At 70.3% G+C, this 17,283-nt stretch carries 7 protein-coding genes; 1 reads left to right on the forward strand and 6 read right to left on the reverse strand.

Annotated elements, in window-relative coordinates; translation table 11 throughout:
- Positions 1-3 precede the first annotated feature (3 nt).
- The 3 genes from KF688_08240 to KF688_08250 all read right to left on the reverse strand — a co-directional run bounded on the left by KF688_08240 (position 4) and on the right by KF688_08250 (position 10,782).
- A complete protein-coding gene (locus tag KF688_08240; GenBank protein ID MBX3425653.1) occupies positions 4-738 on the reverse strand; it encodes a 16S rRNA (uracil(1498)-N(3))-methyltransferase in 735 nt (244 codons plus the stop codon).
- A 130-nt stretch (positions 739-868) separates the two neighbouring features.
- Entirely contained in the window at positions 869-5,863 is a 4,995-nt protein-coding gene (locus KF688_08245; GenBank protein ID MBX3425654.1) for a protein kinase, read from the reverse strand.
- Positions 5,864-5,913: 50 nt separating this feature from the next.
- Positions 5,914-10,782 (reverse strand): PKD domain-containing protein, encoded by a 4,869-nt coding sequence (locus tag KF688_08250; protein ID MBX3425655.1) that lies wholly within the window; start codon positions 10,780-10,782, stop codon positions 5,914-5,916.
- A gap of 301 nt (positions 10,783-11,083) precedes the next feature.
- On the opposite strand from KF688_08250, the gene KF688_08255 reads away from it, so the two are divergent.
- A complete protein-coding gene (locus KF688_08255) occupies positions 11,084-11,887 on the forward strand; it encodes a hypothetical protein (protein MBX3425656.1) in 804 nt (267 codons plus the stop codon).
- 127 nt (positions 11,888-12,014) lie between these two features.
- On the opposite strand, the gene KF688_08260 is transcribed toward KF688_08255, so the two are convergent.
- The 3 genes from KF688_08260 to KF688_08270 form a co-directional block, all read right to left on the reverse strand.
- The gene (locus KF688_08260) at positions 12,015-14,216 is read right to left on the reverse strand and encodes an HlyD family efflux transporter periplasmic adaptor subunit (GenBank protein ID MBX3425657.1); all 2,202 of its coding nucleotides are present in this window, start codon (positions 14,214-14,216) and stop codon (positions 12,015-12,017) included.
- Between the two features lie 71 nt (positions 14,217-14,287).
- Positions 14,288-15,181, reverse strand: coding sequence for an efflux RND transporter periplasmic adaptor subunit (locus KF688_08265; protein ID MBX3425658.1), 894 nt, complete (start codon positions 15,179-15,181; stop codon positions 14,288-14,290).
- Positions 15,181-17,178, reverse strand: coding sequence for a biotin/lipoyl-binding protein (locus tag KF688_08270; protein MBX3425659.1), 1,998 nt, complete (start codon positions 17,176-17,178; stop codon positions 15,181-15,183). Before KF688_08270 ends, KF688_08265 begins: the two co-directional genes overlap by 1 nt.
- Positions 17,179-17,283: the final 105 nt, after the last annotated feature.

Consider the following 17,283-nt stretch of genomic DNA (forward strand, 5'->3'; position numbering starts at 1 on the left):
GGTTCACGGCCGCCGCGCCAGCAGCGTGGCGGCCGTGACGAGCGCCGCGGCAGCGGTTTCGATGCGGAGGATCCGCTCGCCTAAGTCGACGATCTGCCATCCGGCGGTCCGGGCGTCGGCGATTTCCTCGTCGGCGAAGCCTCCTTCCGGTCCGACGGCGAGCCAGGCCCTGGCGTGCGTCGGCCGGGCGGCCTCGGCGAGCGGAGCGCCGCCGGGGTGGGCGATCCACCGCACCGCGTCCGGCGTCGCGTCGACGCCGTCATCGCCGGGGCCCGCGGCGAGCCACTCCCGCCAGCTGCGCACAGGGGCGAGCTCCATCAATCGGTTCCGCCCGCACTGCTTGCTCGCCTCGATCACGTAGCGGTCAAGCTTCTCGCCCCCTTTGCTCGGGGCCTCGCTGCGGGCGGTCGCCAAGGGGACGAGCCGCGCGACTCCCAGTTCGACGGCCTTCTCGACGAGCCACCGCGTGCGGTCCCCCTTGGGAAGCGGCGCCGCCAGGACCAGTTCGCCGACAAGCTCGCGTTCAATCGCCAGCCGCGGGCCGACGCGCACTTCGACCTCGCGGCGTGAGACGCCGACGACCTCGCCGCGGAATTCCCCCCCGCGCCCGTCGAACAGCGTAAGTTCGTCCCCCGCACGGACCCGCAGCACGTGCAGCAGGTGATGCGCCTCGGCGTCGCCGATCCTCGCGATTCCATCGGGGGCGATCGGCTCGGCAGAGTAGACGCGACGTGACATGCGGCGAGCTCAACGCGCGGGAACGTCTTGAAATCGGCGACGCCGAAGAGAGTCGCGGTTAGCATAGGACCCGCTCGGCCGGGAGCCAAGCCGTTGCCGGCTGCCCCCGACCAGGGTGTTCAGGTCGCGCTCACCACGCGGTCGCGTCCCACAGCAGGGTGCGGCCGTCGCGTCCGGCCGAGAGGATGGTGCGCCCGTCGGGGGCGAACTCGACGGCGGTCACCTCGTCGTCGTGGGCGCCGAGGGTGAGGATCTCTTTGCCGGTCTCGGCGTCCCACAGTTTCACCGTGCTGTCCTCGCTGCCAGTGACGGCGCGGCGGCCGTCGGGCGAGAGGGCAACCGCGGTCACGGCGCCGGTATGGCCGGCGAGCTTGGCGACCCTCTGGCCGTCGGCTGCGTTCCAGACGATCGCCGCGTTGTCGTCGCCGCCGGTGGCGATGCGTCGGCCCGCTGCGTCGAACGCGCCGCACCGAACGGTCCAGGCGTGGCCGCGCAGGATCATGAGCTCGGCCCCGTCGACGGCGTTCCACACGCGGGCGGTCTTGTCGCTTCCGCAGGTCAGGATGCTGGCCCCGTCGGGAGCGTAGCAGGCGGCGCGGATCCGCCCCTTGTGCCCGCGGATCACCAGCGGCAGCGGCTCGCCCGTCGCGGCGTTCCACTGCCGGGCCGTGCCGTCGTCGCTGGCGGTGAGGACCCAGGCGCCGTCGGGCGAGAACGCCGCCGCGTTCACGTAACCTTCGTGGGCGCCTTCGAGCTTGGCGACGACGCGTCCCGTGGCCGCGTCCCAAATTTTGGCCGTGCGATCCCAACTGCCGGTGACGACGCGGCTGCCGTCGGGCGAGAGGTCGGCCGAGGCGACGACTCCGTGGGAGCTGAACCGCGTGCGGAGCGTGCGATCGGCCAAGTCGTACAACCGGGCGTCGTTGCCGCCGATGGCGAGTACGCCGCGACCGTCGGGCGCAAACCGCGCCGCCCACACAACCCCGCCGCGCCGCCCGGCGCTGAGCCATGCCTGGCGCGACCCCCCGGCGTCGTCGGCGGAGAGTTCCGACCCGGTCGTCAGGTTCCACAATCGTACGGTCCCCTCGGCGGCGCAGACGGCCAGAGCCAGATCGCCGTCGGGCGAGAGATCGACGGCCGTGATTGCCGCTTCGCTGCGGGGCGGGGCGACGGTGCGCAGCAGCTTGCCATCGGCGAGCGACCAGAGTCGCAGTGCGCCGTCGTCGCAGCCGGTCAAGGCGACGGCGCCATCGGCGCTGACGACCATATCGCTCACCCACCCCGGATGCTTGAGGGCCAGCTCGCGCAGTTCCTGACGGGTCGCCACGTTCCACACGCCGCACGTATTGTCGCCGCTGGCGGTCGCCAGCCGCCGGCCGGCGTCGTAAAACGCCATGGCCGTGATTGTGCGGCTATGCCCGCGGAGCCAACCGGCGGATTGCCACCGACCGGTCGCGGGGTCGAGACGCCACAACTGCGCGTGGCCCCGTTCGTCGCCGGCGGCTAGCGTCAGGCCGTCGGGGCTGAACGCGACGGCGGTCACCTCGGCGTCGTGGCCGGGGAGTTCGGCAAGTCGCTTGCCGGTGCGGGCGTCCCACACCAATGCGGACCCGGCGGGGCTGCCGGTGGCGACGAGTGCGCCGTCGTCGGTCGCCGCCAAGGCGGCGGTGCGCCCGGCGCCTTTCAGGGCGCTTGTTTCGGCGCCGGTGCCCACGTCCCACAGGCGCACGGTGCCGTCGCCGGCGCCGGTGGCCAGTTGCGCTCCTCCCGCGAAGAAGGTCGCCGACGAGGCGAGGAAGTCGTGTCCCTCGGCGAACTGTCGCACGCGGGCCAGCGATTTCGCGTCCCACAACTCGGCCTTGCGATCGCGCCCCGCGGTGACGATCTGCCGACCGTCGGTCGAGAACCGAGCGGCGAGCACCGCGTCGCGCTGGGCCGGGTCGGCCGCGGCGACGAGCCGGGCCTCGGCGTAGGTCGCGGGGTTCCAGAGCATGACCTCGTGCCCGCGGCCTCCCGACAACAACAGCCCGCCGTCGGGCGCGAAGGCGAGCGCCCGCACGTGGCTCGAGTGGCCGCGAAGCCGCTTGAGCTCCGTGCCGCCGGCGAGGTCCCACAGCACGATCGTATTGTCTTGTCCCCCGGAGGCGAGTTGCGTTCCGTCGGGCGCGAACGCCAACGCACGGACCGGGCCGCGATGGCCAGTCAGTTCGACGAACGGCGCGGCGGGGTCGGGCAAGCGGTCGATCCGCCGCGCAACGTCGACGGCTTCGACTTCGTCGGGCGACCACGACAGCACTCGACCGTCGTACCCCGCCGTAGCGATTCGCCGGCCGTCGGGGGCGAACTTTGCCGCGTAAACGGCGCCCCGGTGTTTGGTGAACTCGGTCAGCGGCGTGAACAGGTCGGTCGCGGCGTCGCGGCGCCAGACGATCGCCTTGCCGTCCTGGCCGGCAGTGACCAATCGGAGCCCGTCGGGCGAGAACTCGGCGGCCCAGATCCACCAGCTATGGCCGCGGAGCGTTTGCAGTTCCTTGCCAGTCGCCGCGTCCCAGAGGCGGACCGTGTCGTCGTAGCCTCCGGTCGCCAATTGGGAACCGTCGGGGGAGAAGCGAACGCAGAGGACCGCCTCCTCGTGTCCGACGAGCCGGGCGACGAGCTTGCCGTCGGCGGTACGGTAGACGTTGACGGCGCCATCGCTGCTGGCGGCGGCGAGCCGTTCGCCCGAGGGGTCGTAGGCGACGGCGTGGACGTACTGCCCTTGGGGCAATCGCACGAGCGGCTCGGCGTCGTCCGTCGACCAGATCGTCGCCGCTCCGTCCCAACCCCCGGCGGCAAAATGGCGTCCGTCGGGGGCGAAGTCGACCGCGTCGACCGGCGCCTGCAGGTCCCAGGCCCGCATGGCGAGTCGGCACAACCGATTCAGCCGACCCCACTCGAAGCCGCGCAGGTCCTCCGGGCACTGAGCGAGCAGCTCCTTGGCCCGGGCGAACGCGTTTTCCTCGATCTTGGCGCTCGCCAGTCCGATCCGGGCGACGTAGGCGGCGTACTCCTCCTGCTCGCGGGCGTCGACGGCGTCGGCCTCGGCGGCGACGGCCCGATCGCGCTCGGCGTCGGCCCGCACCTTCTCTGCTTCGGCCCGCTCTTTTTCCGTCTCGGCGCGTTCCCGTTCGGTGTTCGCCCGATCGCGCTCCGATTCGGCGGTCGCCTGGGCCTTCTCGGCCCGCTGGCGTTGCTCGGATTCTTTGCCGCGAGCTTCTTCGGCGGCCAGGTAGTTTTGTTTGGCCTCGCCCTCGGCCTTGACGGCCCGATCGCGCTGGACGAACGCCTCGTTCCGTTCCCGGCGGACCGCGACGTACGCTCCGGAGCCGATGACGACGACCGCCGCCGCGAGCGCCGCGACGGCGCCCTTGAGGAGCTTGATCCGCCGCTTGCGCGACTCCCGCTCGGCGCGGGCGTGCTGCAACTTTTCGACGACCGGGGCGTGCCGCGCCTCGGAGGTCGAGACCAGCGACAACCCGAGGTCGAGGTCCCCCTTGGCGAGCGCCAGCTCGGCGTACTGTTGCCGCGCGGCGACCAGCAGGTGTTCGGCGCGGCGGTTGTCGCGCCACAGCTCCAGCGCCTCTTCGAGCGCGTACATGCTGCGGGCGAACGGCTCGTAGTCGCTGGCTCCTTCGGCTGCGGCCAGCGTCTTGGCCGCGCTGTCGGTCAGCACGATGCTTTCGCTGTGCGATTGGTAGGTGCGGATCGCGTCCTGCATCGCCCGGACCGATGCGTAACGATCTTCGGGCTTCGTGGCCATTGCGTGCCGGGCGATCTCCATGAGCTCGCCGCCGGCGTCGACCGCCACGATTTTGTTCTTGGCCGCGGCCAGCAGGCAGTCCATGACCGTCTTGCCCGTGTGCGGCGGCCGACCGGAGACGATCTCGAACAGGATGGCGCCCAGCAGGTAGACGTCGCTGGAGGCGGTGACCGAGTCGATCGGCCCGCTGGCCATTTCGGGCGCCATGTACGCCGGGGTTCCTCCCATGGCGTTCGACTGGCTCACCGAGCCGGCGCCGGGAAACTCGGGGCTGATCCGCGCGAGGCCCCAGTCCATGACCAGCACCTCGCCGTAGTCGCCGAGCATGATGTTCTCGGGCTTCAGGTCGCGGTGAATCACCCCGTTGGCGTGGGCGAAGGCCACCGCGTCGGCGACGCGCAGCAGGATGTTCAGGTTGTCGTCCAGCGACTGCTCGGCGATCACCTTGTTCCAGGGGGTCCCTTTGACCTTCTTCATCGAGTAGAAGAGGGCCCCGTCCTTGTTCGACCCCAGGTCGTAGATCGGGACGATGTTCGGGTGATCGAGCTCGCCGGTGACGACCGCTTCGGAGATGAACTTGTCGCGCTGCTCGTCGGACTTTTCGCCGGCGCCCTTGAGCATCTTCACCGCGACGGTTCGGGCGATCGACGACTGACGAGCCGAGTAGACGACCCCCATTCCCCCCTCGCCCAACACGTCGAGCAGTTCGTAGTCGGGGGCGTCGTCCGGCGAGGCGATCGTCACGTTGTATTTCTTTTCGCCCGGAGCTGCGAGCGATCGCGACTTGACGACGATCGACGATCGCGAGGCCATTTTGCCGACGATCGTGTCTTTCTGCCGAATCGTGACGCCCGAGTTGCCGCCCCCCTGGGCGACGGCCGCTTCCCACTGCGAGGTGAGCATCGTCGCGGCGTCGGTCTCGACGTCGTGCGTCGAGGAGAACTCGATCGTCGCGTCGGCCCGCAATTCGATCGTCCCCGGCTTGCCTGCGGGGGTCGAGTCGGAGAGTTCCAGCGTATGGAGCGAGTCGTGTTCTGCCGACGCGCCGACGTCTTCGCCGGGAACCGAGGCGGCGATCGAGTCGAGATCGACCGTGAACTCGATCGTCTTCTCGCCGGCTCCTTGGATCGTGCGCCCCGGATCGTCCGCAGAGAGAGCCCCCCCGTCGATCGTGCCTTGCGAGGCGGCGAGCTCTTCCTCGGCGATCGTGCGATCGGCGACCCGACGCTGCGGCACGACCGGCAGCCGCGCGCCGCACGACCCGCACCGACCGGCGAGGCGAGACGCTTCATCAAGTTCAGTCTGGCAAGAGGGGCAGACGAGCATAGGAGGAGCGAGGGGTGAGAGGCGAGGCTTGAGGCGTGAATATCGAGACGTCAGCGCGGTCGGCGGCGACCGCCGTCTCCGCCGCGGGCTGCATTCAAATACCGCTTCCGTCGCGAGGCGTCGGCTGTCTTGGCATCCTTGCCGAACGTCTCGGCCGCGCGGCTGGTCAGCGCCAATCCTGCAGCGGTCAGCAGCCAGCGGTGCGACAAGCGCGGTGCGATCGCGCGTTGGTTGCCTGCCGACTCGGCGTCGGCGATGGGATCCGCGGAGGACGCCGCCGCCATCGAAGCGGGCTCGGCGGCGCGGCGCTCGACGGTTTCGTCCGTCGGAGGCAACGGCTCGGCGTGCGGCTTTGCCGCGTCGTCGGTCGGCGGCCGGTCGCGGGCGCCCTCGGTGTCGTCGCCGGGATCGATGAGTTTGCCGTTCCGCACGAACACTTCGATCACTAACCGCCGCGAACCGGTTTGCGGCTGGACGAGGTAGATCGCGTAGCGGTTGTCGGGCAGATTGCGGAACAGCCCGGGCAGGTCGCTGATCGCGTCGTTGGGGAGCCGGTAGCCCGCGCTCTGCGAGCCGTCGGGTTCGATGACTCGCAGCTCGAAGTATCGCTCGTCGCCGACCTTGGCCTCACCCGCGGCTCCGCGCTGGTCGAACGCCGTGCGCGATTGCACCGGGGGGACCGACTCGGTCGGCGCCGCCCCGCTGTCGGTGCGCGGCGGAAACTGGATCGCCGGCGGGCGGGCGGTCAGCTCGACGAAAAAGAACTCCTGCCCCGTTCCCGGGTTTGAGATGACGACGAACTGGACGTTGCTCTCGCCCTGCTGGATCACCCCCGGCGTGTGGAAATCGTCGTCGCGGATCTTGACCGTGATCGTGATGTCGGCCGCGGGGTTGAGCGGATCCGGGGGGCCCTGATATTGGTGCACCAGGACGAACGTCTCGGGGGTCGGCCCCGCGTAGACCGTCGCGACGACGAACCGGTCCGCCGGCGGCAGGTGGAGCTTGTCCCCCCAGTCGACCAGCACCTCGAACGAGTCGGCCCCCGGGTCGACGAACGACAAGGTCAGCGTGGTGGTCCCCGCCGACGTGACGTCGGTCGCCGCGAGCGGGTCGAGCGTCGGGTTGACGTTCAGCACGGTGACTTCGATCGTCTTCACGTCGACCCCGCCGTCGTCGTCGTACAGCGTGACGGTGATCGTGTACTTGTTGTCGGCGTCGTTGTCGGCGTAAAAGTGGCTCCCCGCAAAGCTGCCGGCGGTCAGCACGCCGGGCGAGCCGCTCGTGCGTACGTCGGGGGCCGCGAAGAACTCCAAGGGGGTCCCGTCTCCCCAGTCGATCGTGTAGGTGAACAACTCGGCCGTCTCGCCGCCGTTGGCCGCGTTGCCGGCGTTGAGCGGGTTGTCGAATCCAGGGTCGGTGAACGCGGCCAAATCGGGGATGACGAGCGTCTGCCCCTCGTTGATCACGTACTCGACGGTCGTCAGCGTGAGCGTCGGGGCGACGTTGTTCACCTGGATCTGGAAGGTGCGGCTCACGACCGGCCCGTCGTCGTCCGACAACTGCACCGTGACGGTGTACAGCCCGTTGTCGGCGTAGGTGTGGGGAGCATGGACCAATCCGGCGGTCGTGGGGACGCCGGGCGAGCCGCTCACCCGCGGGAAGACAGTCACCGGCACGATCGGCGTGCCGTCGCCCCAATCGATCGACACGCCGGTAAAAGTCTCCTCGACTTCGCCGCCGTTGGCCGCGTTGCCGGCGTTGAGCGGGTTGTCGAACCCGGGATCGGTCACCCCGACCCCCAAGCCGGCGAGCGTGAACGCCTGACCCTCGTCGACCGTCAGCGGCGCGTCGACGCCGGTGAGCGTCGGATCGACGTTCGTGACGGTCACCACGAAGGTCTGCAGCGCGACCCCGCCATCGTCGTCGAAGACCCGCACTTCGACCGTGTAGACGCCGTTGTCGGCGTAGATATGTTCCCCGCCGAACGAGCCGGCCGTGAGGACGCCGACCCCGCCGACCTGATCGATCGTCGGGACGCCCGCGTCCAGCGGCGTGCCGTCGCCCCAGTTGATCGTGTAGGTGAAGGTCTCCGCGACTTCGCCCCCGTTGGCCGGGTCGATCGTGTTGAGCGGGTTGTCGAACCCGGGGTCGGTGAACATGCCGATCACGGCGAGCGACAGCAGGCTCCCTTCGGCGATGGTCTGATCGCCGACGACCGCCAGGGCCGGGGCGACGTTGCTCACCACGACCGGGGCCGAGCCGAGGCCGATCCCCGTGTCGTCGTCGACGACCCGGGCTTGAACCGTGTACGTGCCGTTGTCGGCATAGACGTGAGTGGCGACGAAGGTGCGCCCCGTCGCGGGCCCGACGACCGTCGCCGTGCCGTCGCCCCAGTCGATTTCGACCGTGTGCGTGTCGAGCGACCCCGGGTCGACGAAGTCGACCTGCGCGATGAAGACGCTCCCCTCGTTTCCCGGGGCGATTGCGACCGTCACCGCCGAGGGGGCGACGTTACGGACCTCGACGGTCGTCATGGCGGACGTCTGCCCGCCGTCGTCGTCGCGGAGGGTGACGTTGATCTGGTAGACGTCGGTCGGGGTGCCGGTCGGGTTGTCGTCGAGATACTGGTGCGTGATGGTGAGCGTCCGCTCTCCGACGGCGAGCGTGACCGTCTCCAGCGGCGAACCGTCGCCCCAGTCGATCTCGACCGTGTGGACGTCGAGCGAACCGGGATCGTCGAACGACAGTTGCAGCGTGGCGACGCCGTTCTCGTCGATCGTCGCCGGGGGGACGAGCACCAGATTCGAGGGGGCGACGTTACGGACCTCGACGGTCGTCATGGCGGCAGCCTGCCCGCTGTCGTCGTCGCGGACGGTGACGTTGACTTGGTACACGTCGGCCGGGGTGCCGGTCGGGTTGTCGTCGAGATACTGGTGCGTGATGGCGAGCGTACGGGCTCCGACGGCGAGCGTGACCGTCTCCAACGGCGAGCCGTCCCCCCAGTCGATTTCGACCGTGTGGACGTCCAGCGAACCGGGATCGTCGAACGACAGGTTCAGCGTGGCGACGCCGTTTTCGTCGATCGTCGCGACCGGCTGCAGCACCAAGTTCGAGGGGGCGACGTTGCGGACCTCGACGGTCGTCATGGCGGACGTCTGCCCGCCGTCGTCGTCGCGGAGGGTAACGTTGATCTGGTAGACGTCGGTCGGGGTGCCGGTCGGGTTGTCATCGAGATACTGGTGCGTGATGGCGAGCGTACGGGCTCCGACGGCGAGCGTGACCGTCTCCAGCGGCGAACCGTCCCCCCAGTCGATCTCGACCGTGTGGACGTCGAGCGAACCGGGATCGTCGAACGAAAGTTGCAGCGTGGCGACGCCGTTCTCGTCGATCGTCGCGACCGGCTGCAGGATCAAGTTCGAGGGGGCGACGTTGCGGACCACGACCGACGCGCCGCCGGTGACCTCGCCCCCGTCGTCGTCGAGCACGCGGACCTGTACCGCGTACGTGTCTTGCGACGTGCCCGTGGGGTTGTCGTCGAGATACTGGTGTGCGGCTGTCAGCGTGCGGGCTCCCGGCGCCACGGCGATGACCTGCAGCGGCGAACCGTCCCCCCAGTCGATTTCGACCGTGTGCGTGTCGAGCGATCCCGGGTCGACGAACGACAGGTTCAATGTCGCCGCGCCGTTTTCGTCGATCGCTGCGATCGGGTCGATCACGAGATTCGACGGCGGCACGTTATTGACGCGGATCACCCCGGTCGCGACGGCCTCCCCGCCGTCGTCGTCGATGACGCGGACCGTGACGGTGTTGAGATCAAACGGCGTGCCGGTCGGATTGTCGTCGAGGTACTGGTGGGTCGTATTGAAATCCCGAGTTCCGAGCGTCAGGGCGAACGTCTCGATCGGCGAGCCGTCTCCCCAGTCGATCTCGATCGTGTGGGTGTCAAGCGTCCCGGGATCGGAGAACGTCAGCTCGAGCGTCGCGAGGTTGTTCTCGTTGATGACCGACTGCAATTGGAGTTGCAGATTCGAGGGCGGCACGTTGTTGACGAGGATCGTTCCCGTCGCGACGCCCACTCCGCCGTCGTCGTCGATGACGCGGACCGTGACGGTGTTGAGATCGAACGGCGTGCCGGTCGGATTGTCGTCGAGGTACTGATAGGTCGTGTTGAAGTCCCGGGTCCCGGGCGTCAAGGCGAACGTCTCGATCGGCGAGCCGTCTCCCCAATCGATCTCGATCGTGTGGGTGTCAAGCGTTCCGGGATCGGAGAACGTCAGCTCGAGCGTCGCGAGGTTGTTCTCGTTGATGACAGACTGCAATTGGAGTTGCAGGTTGGACGGGGCGACGTTCGACACCTGGATCGTCGCGGTCCCCTCGACCGACTCGCCGGAGCCGTCGATCACCTTCACGCCGATCGTGTTGAGGTCCAGCGGAGTCGCGGTCGGGTTGTCGTCGAGGTACTGGTGCGTCGTCCCGAAGAATCGGCTTCCCGCGACGAGCGAGAACGACTCGACCGGCGAGCCGTCGCCCCAGTCGATTTCGACTGTGTGCGAATCGGTCGCGTCAGGGTCGGTGAACTCGAACAGCAGTTCGGCGACTTGCCCCTCGTTGATTGGCGCCAGGGGCGCGATCACTAAGTTCGAGGGCGCCGTGTTGCCGGGGCTTCCTGCGGCGGGGACCGAGTCGGCAGTTGCGCCGCCGCCGCCGGCGGGCGCCAGCGGCGCCGCTTGCACGTGGTCGCCGGACGTCATGAGCGCGTCGAGCGCGAGCCCCGGACCGGCCGCGTCGAGCAGCCGGCGCGGTTCGAGCACTCGCGGCGCCAGCATCGGCTCCAACCGCGTCGCCGGCGTCGGCAAGCCGAGCAGTTCGCTCCAACTGCGCCGCCAGGCGCGCCACCGTCGCCGCGCGGATCGCTGCACCGAGGACGGAGCGTTCGAACGAGAGGAGCGGCTGTGCATGAAGAGCCCTGACGTCGGTTCGAGGGCGCGGCGTGACCCTGCTCGCGATGCCGCGAGCCGCACGCGCCCAATCCCTCGATTATCCGAAGGAAGCGTGAAACGTGTCAAACAAGTGGCGCTGGGCAAATTGTACGGGTCGTCGCGGTCGCCTCGGTTTTGCCGGCGGCGCCGCCAGGAGTGCAGATTCCGGTTGTAACGCGTCGATGCCCGGGGAAGTGCGAGCGGCTCGGACGCTTGCGAGCACGCCGCGAGGAGAACCCCCATGCAACGAAGTGGCACGACGACCCGGCGATCGGAGTCCCGCTGGGCCGGATCCGCCCCCAGGCGGCGGCTGGCGATCCTGACGGCCCTGGCGTTGGGGGCCTTGGCCCCGGGGGCGTCGGCCGAGGACCTGATGTCCCCGCTGTCGGCCGCGGCGTGTCCGACCGGCGCCCCGCGCAAGCCGCTCAAAGTGGCCGCCCTCATGTCGCTGGTCGACCAGCGCGATGCGCCCGTGGCGCCTCGGCAATCGGGCGCGGCTGACGCGACCCTCCCTGCGCCCGACTCTGCCGTCGAGCCCGGCGAACCCATCATGCCGGCCGAGGCGACGCCGCTCGCCCGTCCGTTTCGCCCCATCGGCCAAGTGACGCTCGACGCGGCTCTCCCGCCGGGCCTGACCCCCGGGGCCGCGGCCGACGCGCAAGCGTCAGCGGCCGAAACGGTCCCCGTGTTCGACGACGAACGCCGGCTGGGCGTGTGGGCTCACGTGAACAAACAGTGGGCCGCGACGAATATGCATCACCGACCGCTGTACTTCGAGGAGGTCAACCTCGAGCGCTACGGCTACACCCCGAGCCGCTGCTTGCAACCCGTCCTCTCGGGGGCCCGATTCTTCGTCACCGTGCCGGCGCTGCCGTACATGATTGCGGCTCAACCGCAGCACTGCACGTGCATCTACACGCTGGGTCACTATCGCCCGGGGAGCTGCGTCCCGCGCCGCCCTCATTGCCCGCTGGCCGGCCGGCACGGCGCCGGCATCGCCATGGAAACCGTGGTCGCGGTCGGGCTGGTGTTCTTGATTCCGTAGCGACGTGCGCCGGCTGAGTCCGTTTGAACTCTCGCGCATCGGCGCAATGCTCGCGGAGGAACTCGGAGCGGTCGACGATGCTCTGCGTGAGACGCTCGTCCCAGAGTCCCTGGCTTGCCGCTCCGCGTCACCACGGCAAGCGGAACAACTGCGCCAACTCGCGGCGAATGATCGCGCCGAGGGTTGAGCGCTCGATCTCGATCTTGGCCGTCCCGCGGGCTGAGGGGGCGAGAGGCAGTTCGTCGCCGTCGATGGAGATCTCGGCGACGTAAGCGGTCTGCGAACCGCGCGTCGGCGTGGCGGCGGTCGTTGACCGCTCGGGGGACTCCCCCTCGTTGCGTATGCGGCGCGTCACGCGGCGGACTTCGCCCGTGACGATCTTCAGCGGCGCTTGATCGAAGACGAGCCGCACCTGCTGGCCTGGGGCGACGGCGACGACGTCGGCCGGCTCGAGCGCCGCCCAAGCGAGCGACTCCCCGGCGGGGACGATCACCGCCAGCGGCGTGCCCGGTTCGACCCACGCGCCGGCGTTGCGCGGTTCCAGCGCCGTACCGGTCCACGTCGGCAAGCGGTCGGCGGCGAGATGGTGCGACGAGCGCCGCGGCGGAGCCACGACGCGACCGGCTGTCGGGGCGCGGAGTTCGAGCTCCGCGACCCGGCGGCGACGCTCGGCGAGTTGAGCTTCCGCATCGGCGAGTTCCGCCATGGCGAGCGGCAGTTCCGTGCCGGCGGCGGCGCCGGCGGAGCGCAGGGTGCGGAGCTGCTCGACCCGCGTGCGGCACAGGGCGACCTGGCCTTCCTGTGCGGCGAGCGCCAGTTCCAGCTCGGGGTTGTCGAGCGCGGCGAGCACGTCCCCGGCCGCGACCTCGTCGCCCGGTTGAACACGGGCTCGCACGGCGCCGGCGGTCGTCACGAACACGGGCCGGGTCTCGGCCGCGGCCGACACGATCGGCGCTTCAACGCGGCGCACGACGGGATAGCGCCACACGCCCCACGCTGCGGCGAACGTCAACATCGCGGCGAGCGCCGCGCGTGGCCAGCGCAAGCGGCGGCGCAGGCTGGGGTCGCACAGCACGCGGCCGATCGCCCGCAGCGGCCCCAGGGCGATCCCCAGCGCAGCAACGCCGGCCACGGCGTAGACGAGTCCCTCGGCCCGATACGGCGCGGCCAGCACAAGGAGCGCCGCGATCACCAGAGCCAGCACGACGAGCCCGTAAACCATCGACGCCGTCGCGTAGCCGACCAGCACGCGCCGCTTGCCGGGGGCCAACAGCGGTTCGTCGACCGTGCGTTCTCCCAAGAGCCACCGGCGCAGGAATCCGCCGGCGAGTCGTCGCGAGCGCGCCCCGAGATTGGGAACCTCGAGCCAATCGGACAACAAGTAGTACCCGTCGTACCGCAACAGCGGGTTTGCGTTGATCGCCAGCGTGTTCACCGAGGCGACGACCGCCACGGCCAGCGCCAGCAGGTTCACCGCCCCGGGCTGCGTGAATTGCCATACCAGCAGCGCGGTCGCGGCTAGGGCGAGTTCCACGAGCATCCCTGCGGCGCTCACCAGCATGCGACGCCCCTTGGCCGGCAGTTGCCAGGCGTCGCTGGCGTCGCAGTACAACGACGGCACGCCGGCCAGCAGCATCACGCCGATTTCGCGGCACTCGCCGCCGTAGCGTCGCAGAGTCACGGCGTGCCCCAGTTCATGCAGCACCTTCACCGCGGCGACGGTCGCCAGCCACAGGGGGAGCCGCCGCGGGGCGAACAACTCGCCGAGCGTCGGCAGCCGGGCCGCCAAGTCGTCGCCGCGCATCGCGAGCAGCGCCGCCGCCGCGCCGACGAGGATCGCGTACGCCGCGACGCCGACGGGGGAAAACAGCGGACGCGTCCAGCGAGCGAGCCGATCGACGACGGGCCCGGCGTCGATCGCTCCCAGCCGCAGCGCCAGCAGCGACAACGCCCCGTGCCAGCGAACGGCTCGCCGCCGCTCGGTCTCGCGTCGCTGGAGCTCGGGCCCTTGCCCTGGCCGGTCTCCGACGAGCAATCCCTGCTGGTGCAGCGTTGCGAGGAACTGATGCAACTGGGCGTGCGTCACTCGCCGCGGGGCGAACTCGCGCTCGAACGCCCGCCGCAGCGCGGCCAACGACGTCTCGGTGCGCAACTCCTCGAACAGGAAGCGCTCCTCGGCCGACAACTGCACGGTGGTCAAGGCGAGCGGGTCGCGGACCACGAACGTCGGTTGCCCGGCGAACTCGACGCGCACGATCGTCACGTCCCCGCGCGCCGCAAGCGCGAGCGGTCGATCGGCGGTCGAGAGTGCGAGCGGATGGACAGGCATCGTGCGTGAAGCAAGAAATCAACCTCGCGGCTTTACGCGAGGTTCTAGCTGGCGGAAGGCAGTTCGTTCGTTCAGGACTCGCCGTCGTCGGGGACGACCAGCCGCCCTTGCTGGCCGGGCCTGAGGGCGCCGGCGGGGTTATCCAGTTCGGCCCACACGCGGACCTGCCGGGTGACGGGGTCGATCTCGGGGCTTACGAAATGGAGTCGGCCGCCGTAGCTGCTCTCCGGCGCCGCGGAGCCCGCGTCTCCCGGCACGAACTGCACCGGGGCGCCGACGGCGGCCCGAGCGTCGGCCGCGTCGACGAAGCCCTCGGCCCGCAGTTTGTCGACCGCGATCAGCCGCAGCACGGCGGCGCCCGGCTCGACCCATTCCCCTTGCCGCGCGCGGACCAGCGTCACGACCCCCGCGAACGGGGCCCGCACGGCGTGCAGTTCCAGCTCGCGACGAACGACCGCCAGCGCCGCATCCTTCGCCTGCCAATCGAATTTGGCGAGCCGCAGGTCGTGCTCGGCTTGGCGGCGCTCCAACAGCAGCTTCTCGACGGTGAGCCGCTCGACGTCGAGTTGCGAGCGGCTGATGCTCTTGGCGAACTTGGCGATCGACTCCTCGCTCCGGGCCAGTTCGGCTCGGGCCACCTCGAGCGCCTTGTCGGCGTAGTCGACCGGCAGCGTGTTTTCGGCCTTCGCCCGGGCTTGGTCGCGTTCCGACTCGGTCCGCTCGACGACGAGCGCGGCGCTGATTGCGTCGAGCTGCACGAGCAAATCCCCCGCAGCGACCCGTTGCCCCTCGGCGACCGCAATCTTTTGGACGACGCCGAGTTGTCGCGCGGGGACCTCGGCCTCGGCCAACGGGCGAAGCACGACTGCCTCGACCACAAGCGGAGGCGCCGCCTTGGACGACGGCATGCCGCCGACCAGATTGCAGGTCGTCGCGATCAGCGTCAGAAGAAGCGGGGAACGCATCAGAACATCCACCATCGGTAAACGGTCGCGGCCAGATCATGGAGCCAGACGTACCCCAGCGAGCGGCGGCCGCAGTGGATCCGCACCGTGGCGGCCGTGCCGGCACGGGGCTCGGCAAGCTGGTCGGCGTCGACCGCCACGTGCACCGGCGCCGGCGGGGCGGGGGCGGAGAGGTCCTCGACGTCGAGCGTCGCCGCGACGGCCAGCCGATCCACGCGACCGGTGCGAATCTCGTCGACGTCTCCCGCCAAGCGGAAGCGGACCGGCGGCGCGGGGAGTTGTGCCACGACATGCCCCACGTCGCGCTGGTCGACCTCGGCGATCAGCTCCCACGCGGCGGTCGTGTCGGCAATGGTCAATAGCGCCTGCCCCCGCTCGACGGGGCGGCTCGCCAGCAGCGATTCGACGTCGCGGGTGAGGACCTGCCCCGCCACGGGGCTGACGAGCGTCAGCTCGGTGCGGCGGCGGGCGAGCAATTCCCGTTGCCGGCGGAGGCTGGCCCGCTTCTCGATCAGTTGCTGCTGCTCGGCGCCGGGGGGGAGTGCGGCGGGGTCGGCCGACTCGCGCACCGTGCGGTCGGTGCGGGCCACGGCCAAGGCGTCGATCCGTCGTTCGACGGCGGCCAGCTCGCCGGCGACCTGTTCTCGCTGCAGCTGCAACTGCGGGTCGTCGAGCACCACGAGCACGTCTCCCGCGGCGACCGTTTGGCCGTGAACGACGCGGACCTCGGCGACGCGGCCGGTCGTCGTCGCGAAGATTTCGTGCCGGGCCACGGGCATCAACACCGCCGGGGCCTCGACCTCGAAGTCGGTTTCGACGAAAGTCAGCGCGGCGGCGCCGGCGAGCACCGCCACGGCGACGAGCAGCCCGCGCGGCACGACCAGCGGTCGACTGGCGCGGGCGAGGGCCCGGCGCACGATCCGTCTGGCAAGCGGGCCGTCAAGAGCCTGCGCGCGAGCGAGGCTCGGGGCGCACAACTCGGCCAACTCGGCGGCGAGCGCAGCGGCCCCGGCGGGACCGGCGGCGTGGAACCACTCGGCGACCACCAGCGCGTCGTGCCGTGCGCGACCGTGCTGCGGACGTTCGGTCGGTTCCGGAGAAACAGCGTCTGACAGCGGCGGGAACGCCGCCGGAGCAGCGGCCAGCGTGCGGGCGTGGCTGTGATCGAGATACGCGGCCAGCGCCTCGGCCAGCGGCGGGGGGAGTTCGTCGCGCGGATCGTCGTCGTTCGCCTTCGCGGCGCCGACGGCCAGCGGTTCTCCCCAATCGGCCGCCCGCGGGGCGAACCGTTCGATTCGCTGGGCGAAGGCGCTCTTCGGCTCGACATGGTCGACGCCGCTGGCGGCCAGCACGCGCCACTGACGTCCGCGGCGAACGAGCAGCGTCAGCCGCTCGCAGCCGAGCACGCGCCGCCCTTCGTTGGCGATCGCGTAGCCGAGCGACGCCAAGTCAGGCGCCGCCTGGAGCCGCCGCAGCAGATCGACGGCTTGCCGCTCGATCGTCGCGGCCCCGGCGAGCCGGCGCAGCTCGGCGAAGGCGTGAAAATCGGCCGCCGCTGCGGCCAGCGCTCCGGCGACGTCGGGCAATTCCTCGCGGATCGCGCTCGGAGCGTCGGGGGTCAGAGCGAGCTCGATGACCGCGGCAGGTTCGGCGGTCGCGGCGTTCACCACCGGTTGCCACAGCGTATCGCCGCTGCGGCGAACTTCCGCGTCGGCGAACATGGCGAGGGCTTGAGCACGTCGGTCGGCCATCGCATCCGGGTCGGCGTCCGCCGAGGCGGCGTTGCGGGCGAGGAGTTCCGCGCCGCGCCCCGACGGCACGGCTCCCCAAACGGCGATCCGAACCTCCGGCAGCGCGGCAGCGAGCTCGCGGATCGCGGCGTCGTAAAACTCGCGCGGGCTCGCCTTGCGTCGGGCGGCGTCGTGGAGCCGCGCAAGCGCCTCCTCGAGCCGTTCCCAGCGGGCTGGGACCTCGTCGAGATGGGGAACGGAAGGCATGACGAGCATTCGCTGCGACAATGCTAGCAACGGTCATGCTAGCAGCGGTTGACAAGGGGACAGGCGCCCCGTCGCGAGCCGTTCAGAGGGCATTGGCAATGGCTC

The organism is Pirellulales bacterium, assembly GCA_019636345.1.
Lineage (GTDB): Bacteria > Planctomycetota > Planctomycetia > Pirellulales > Lacipirellulaceae.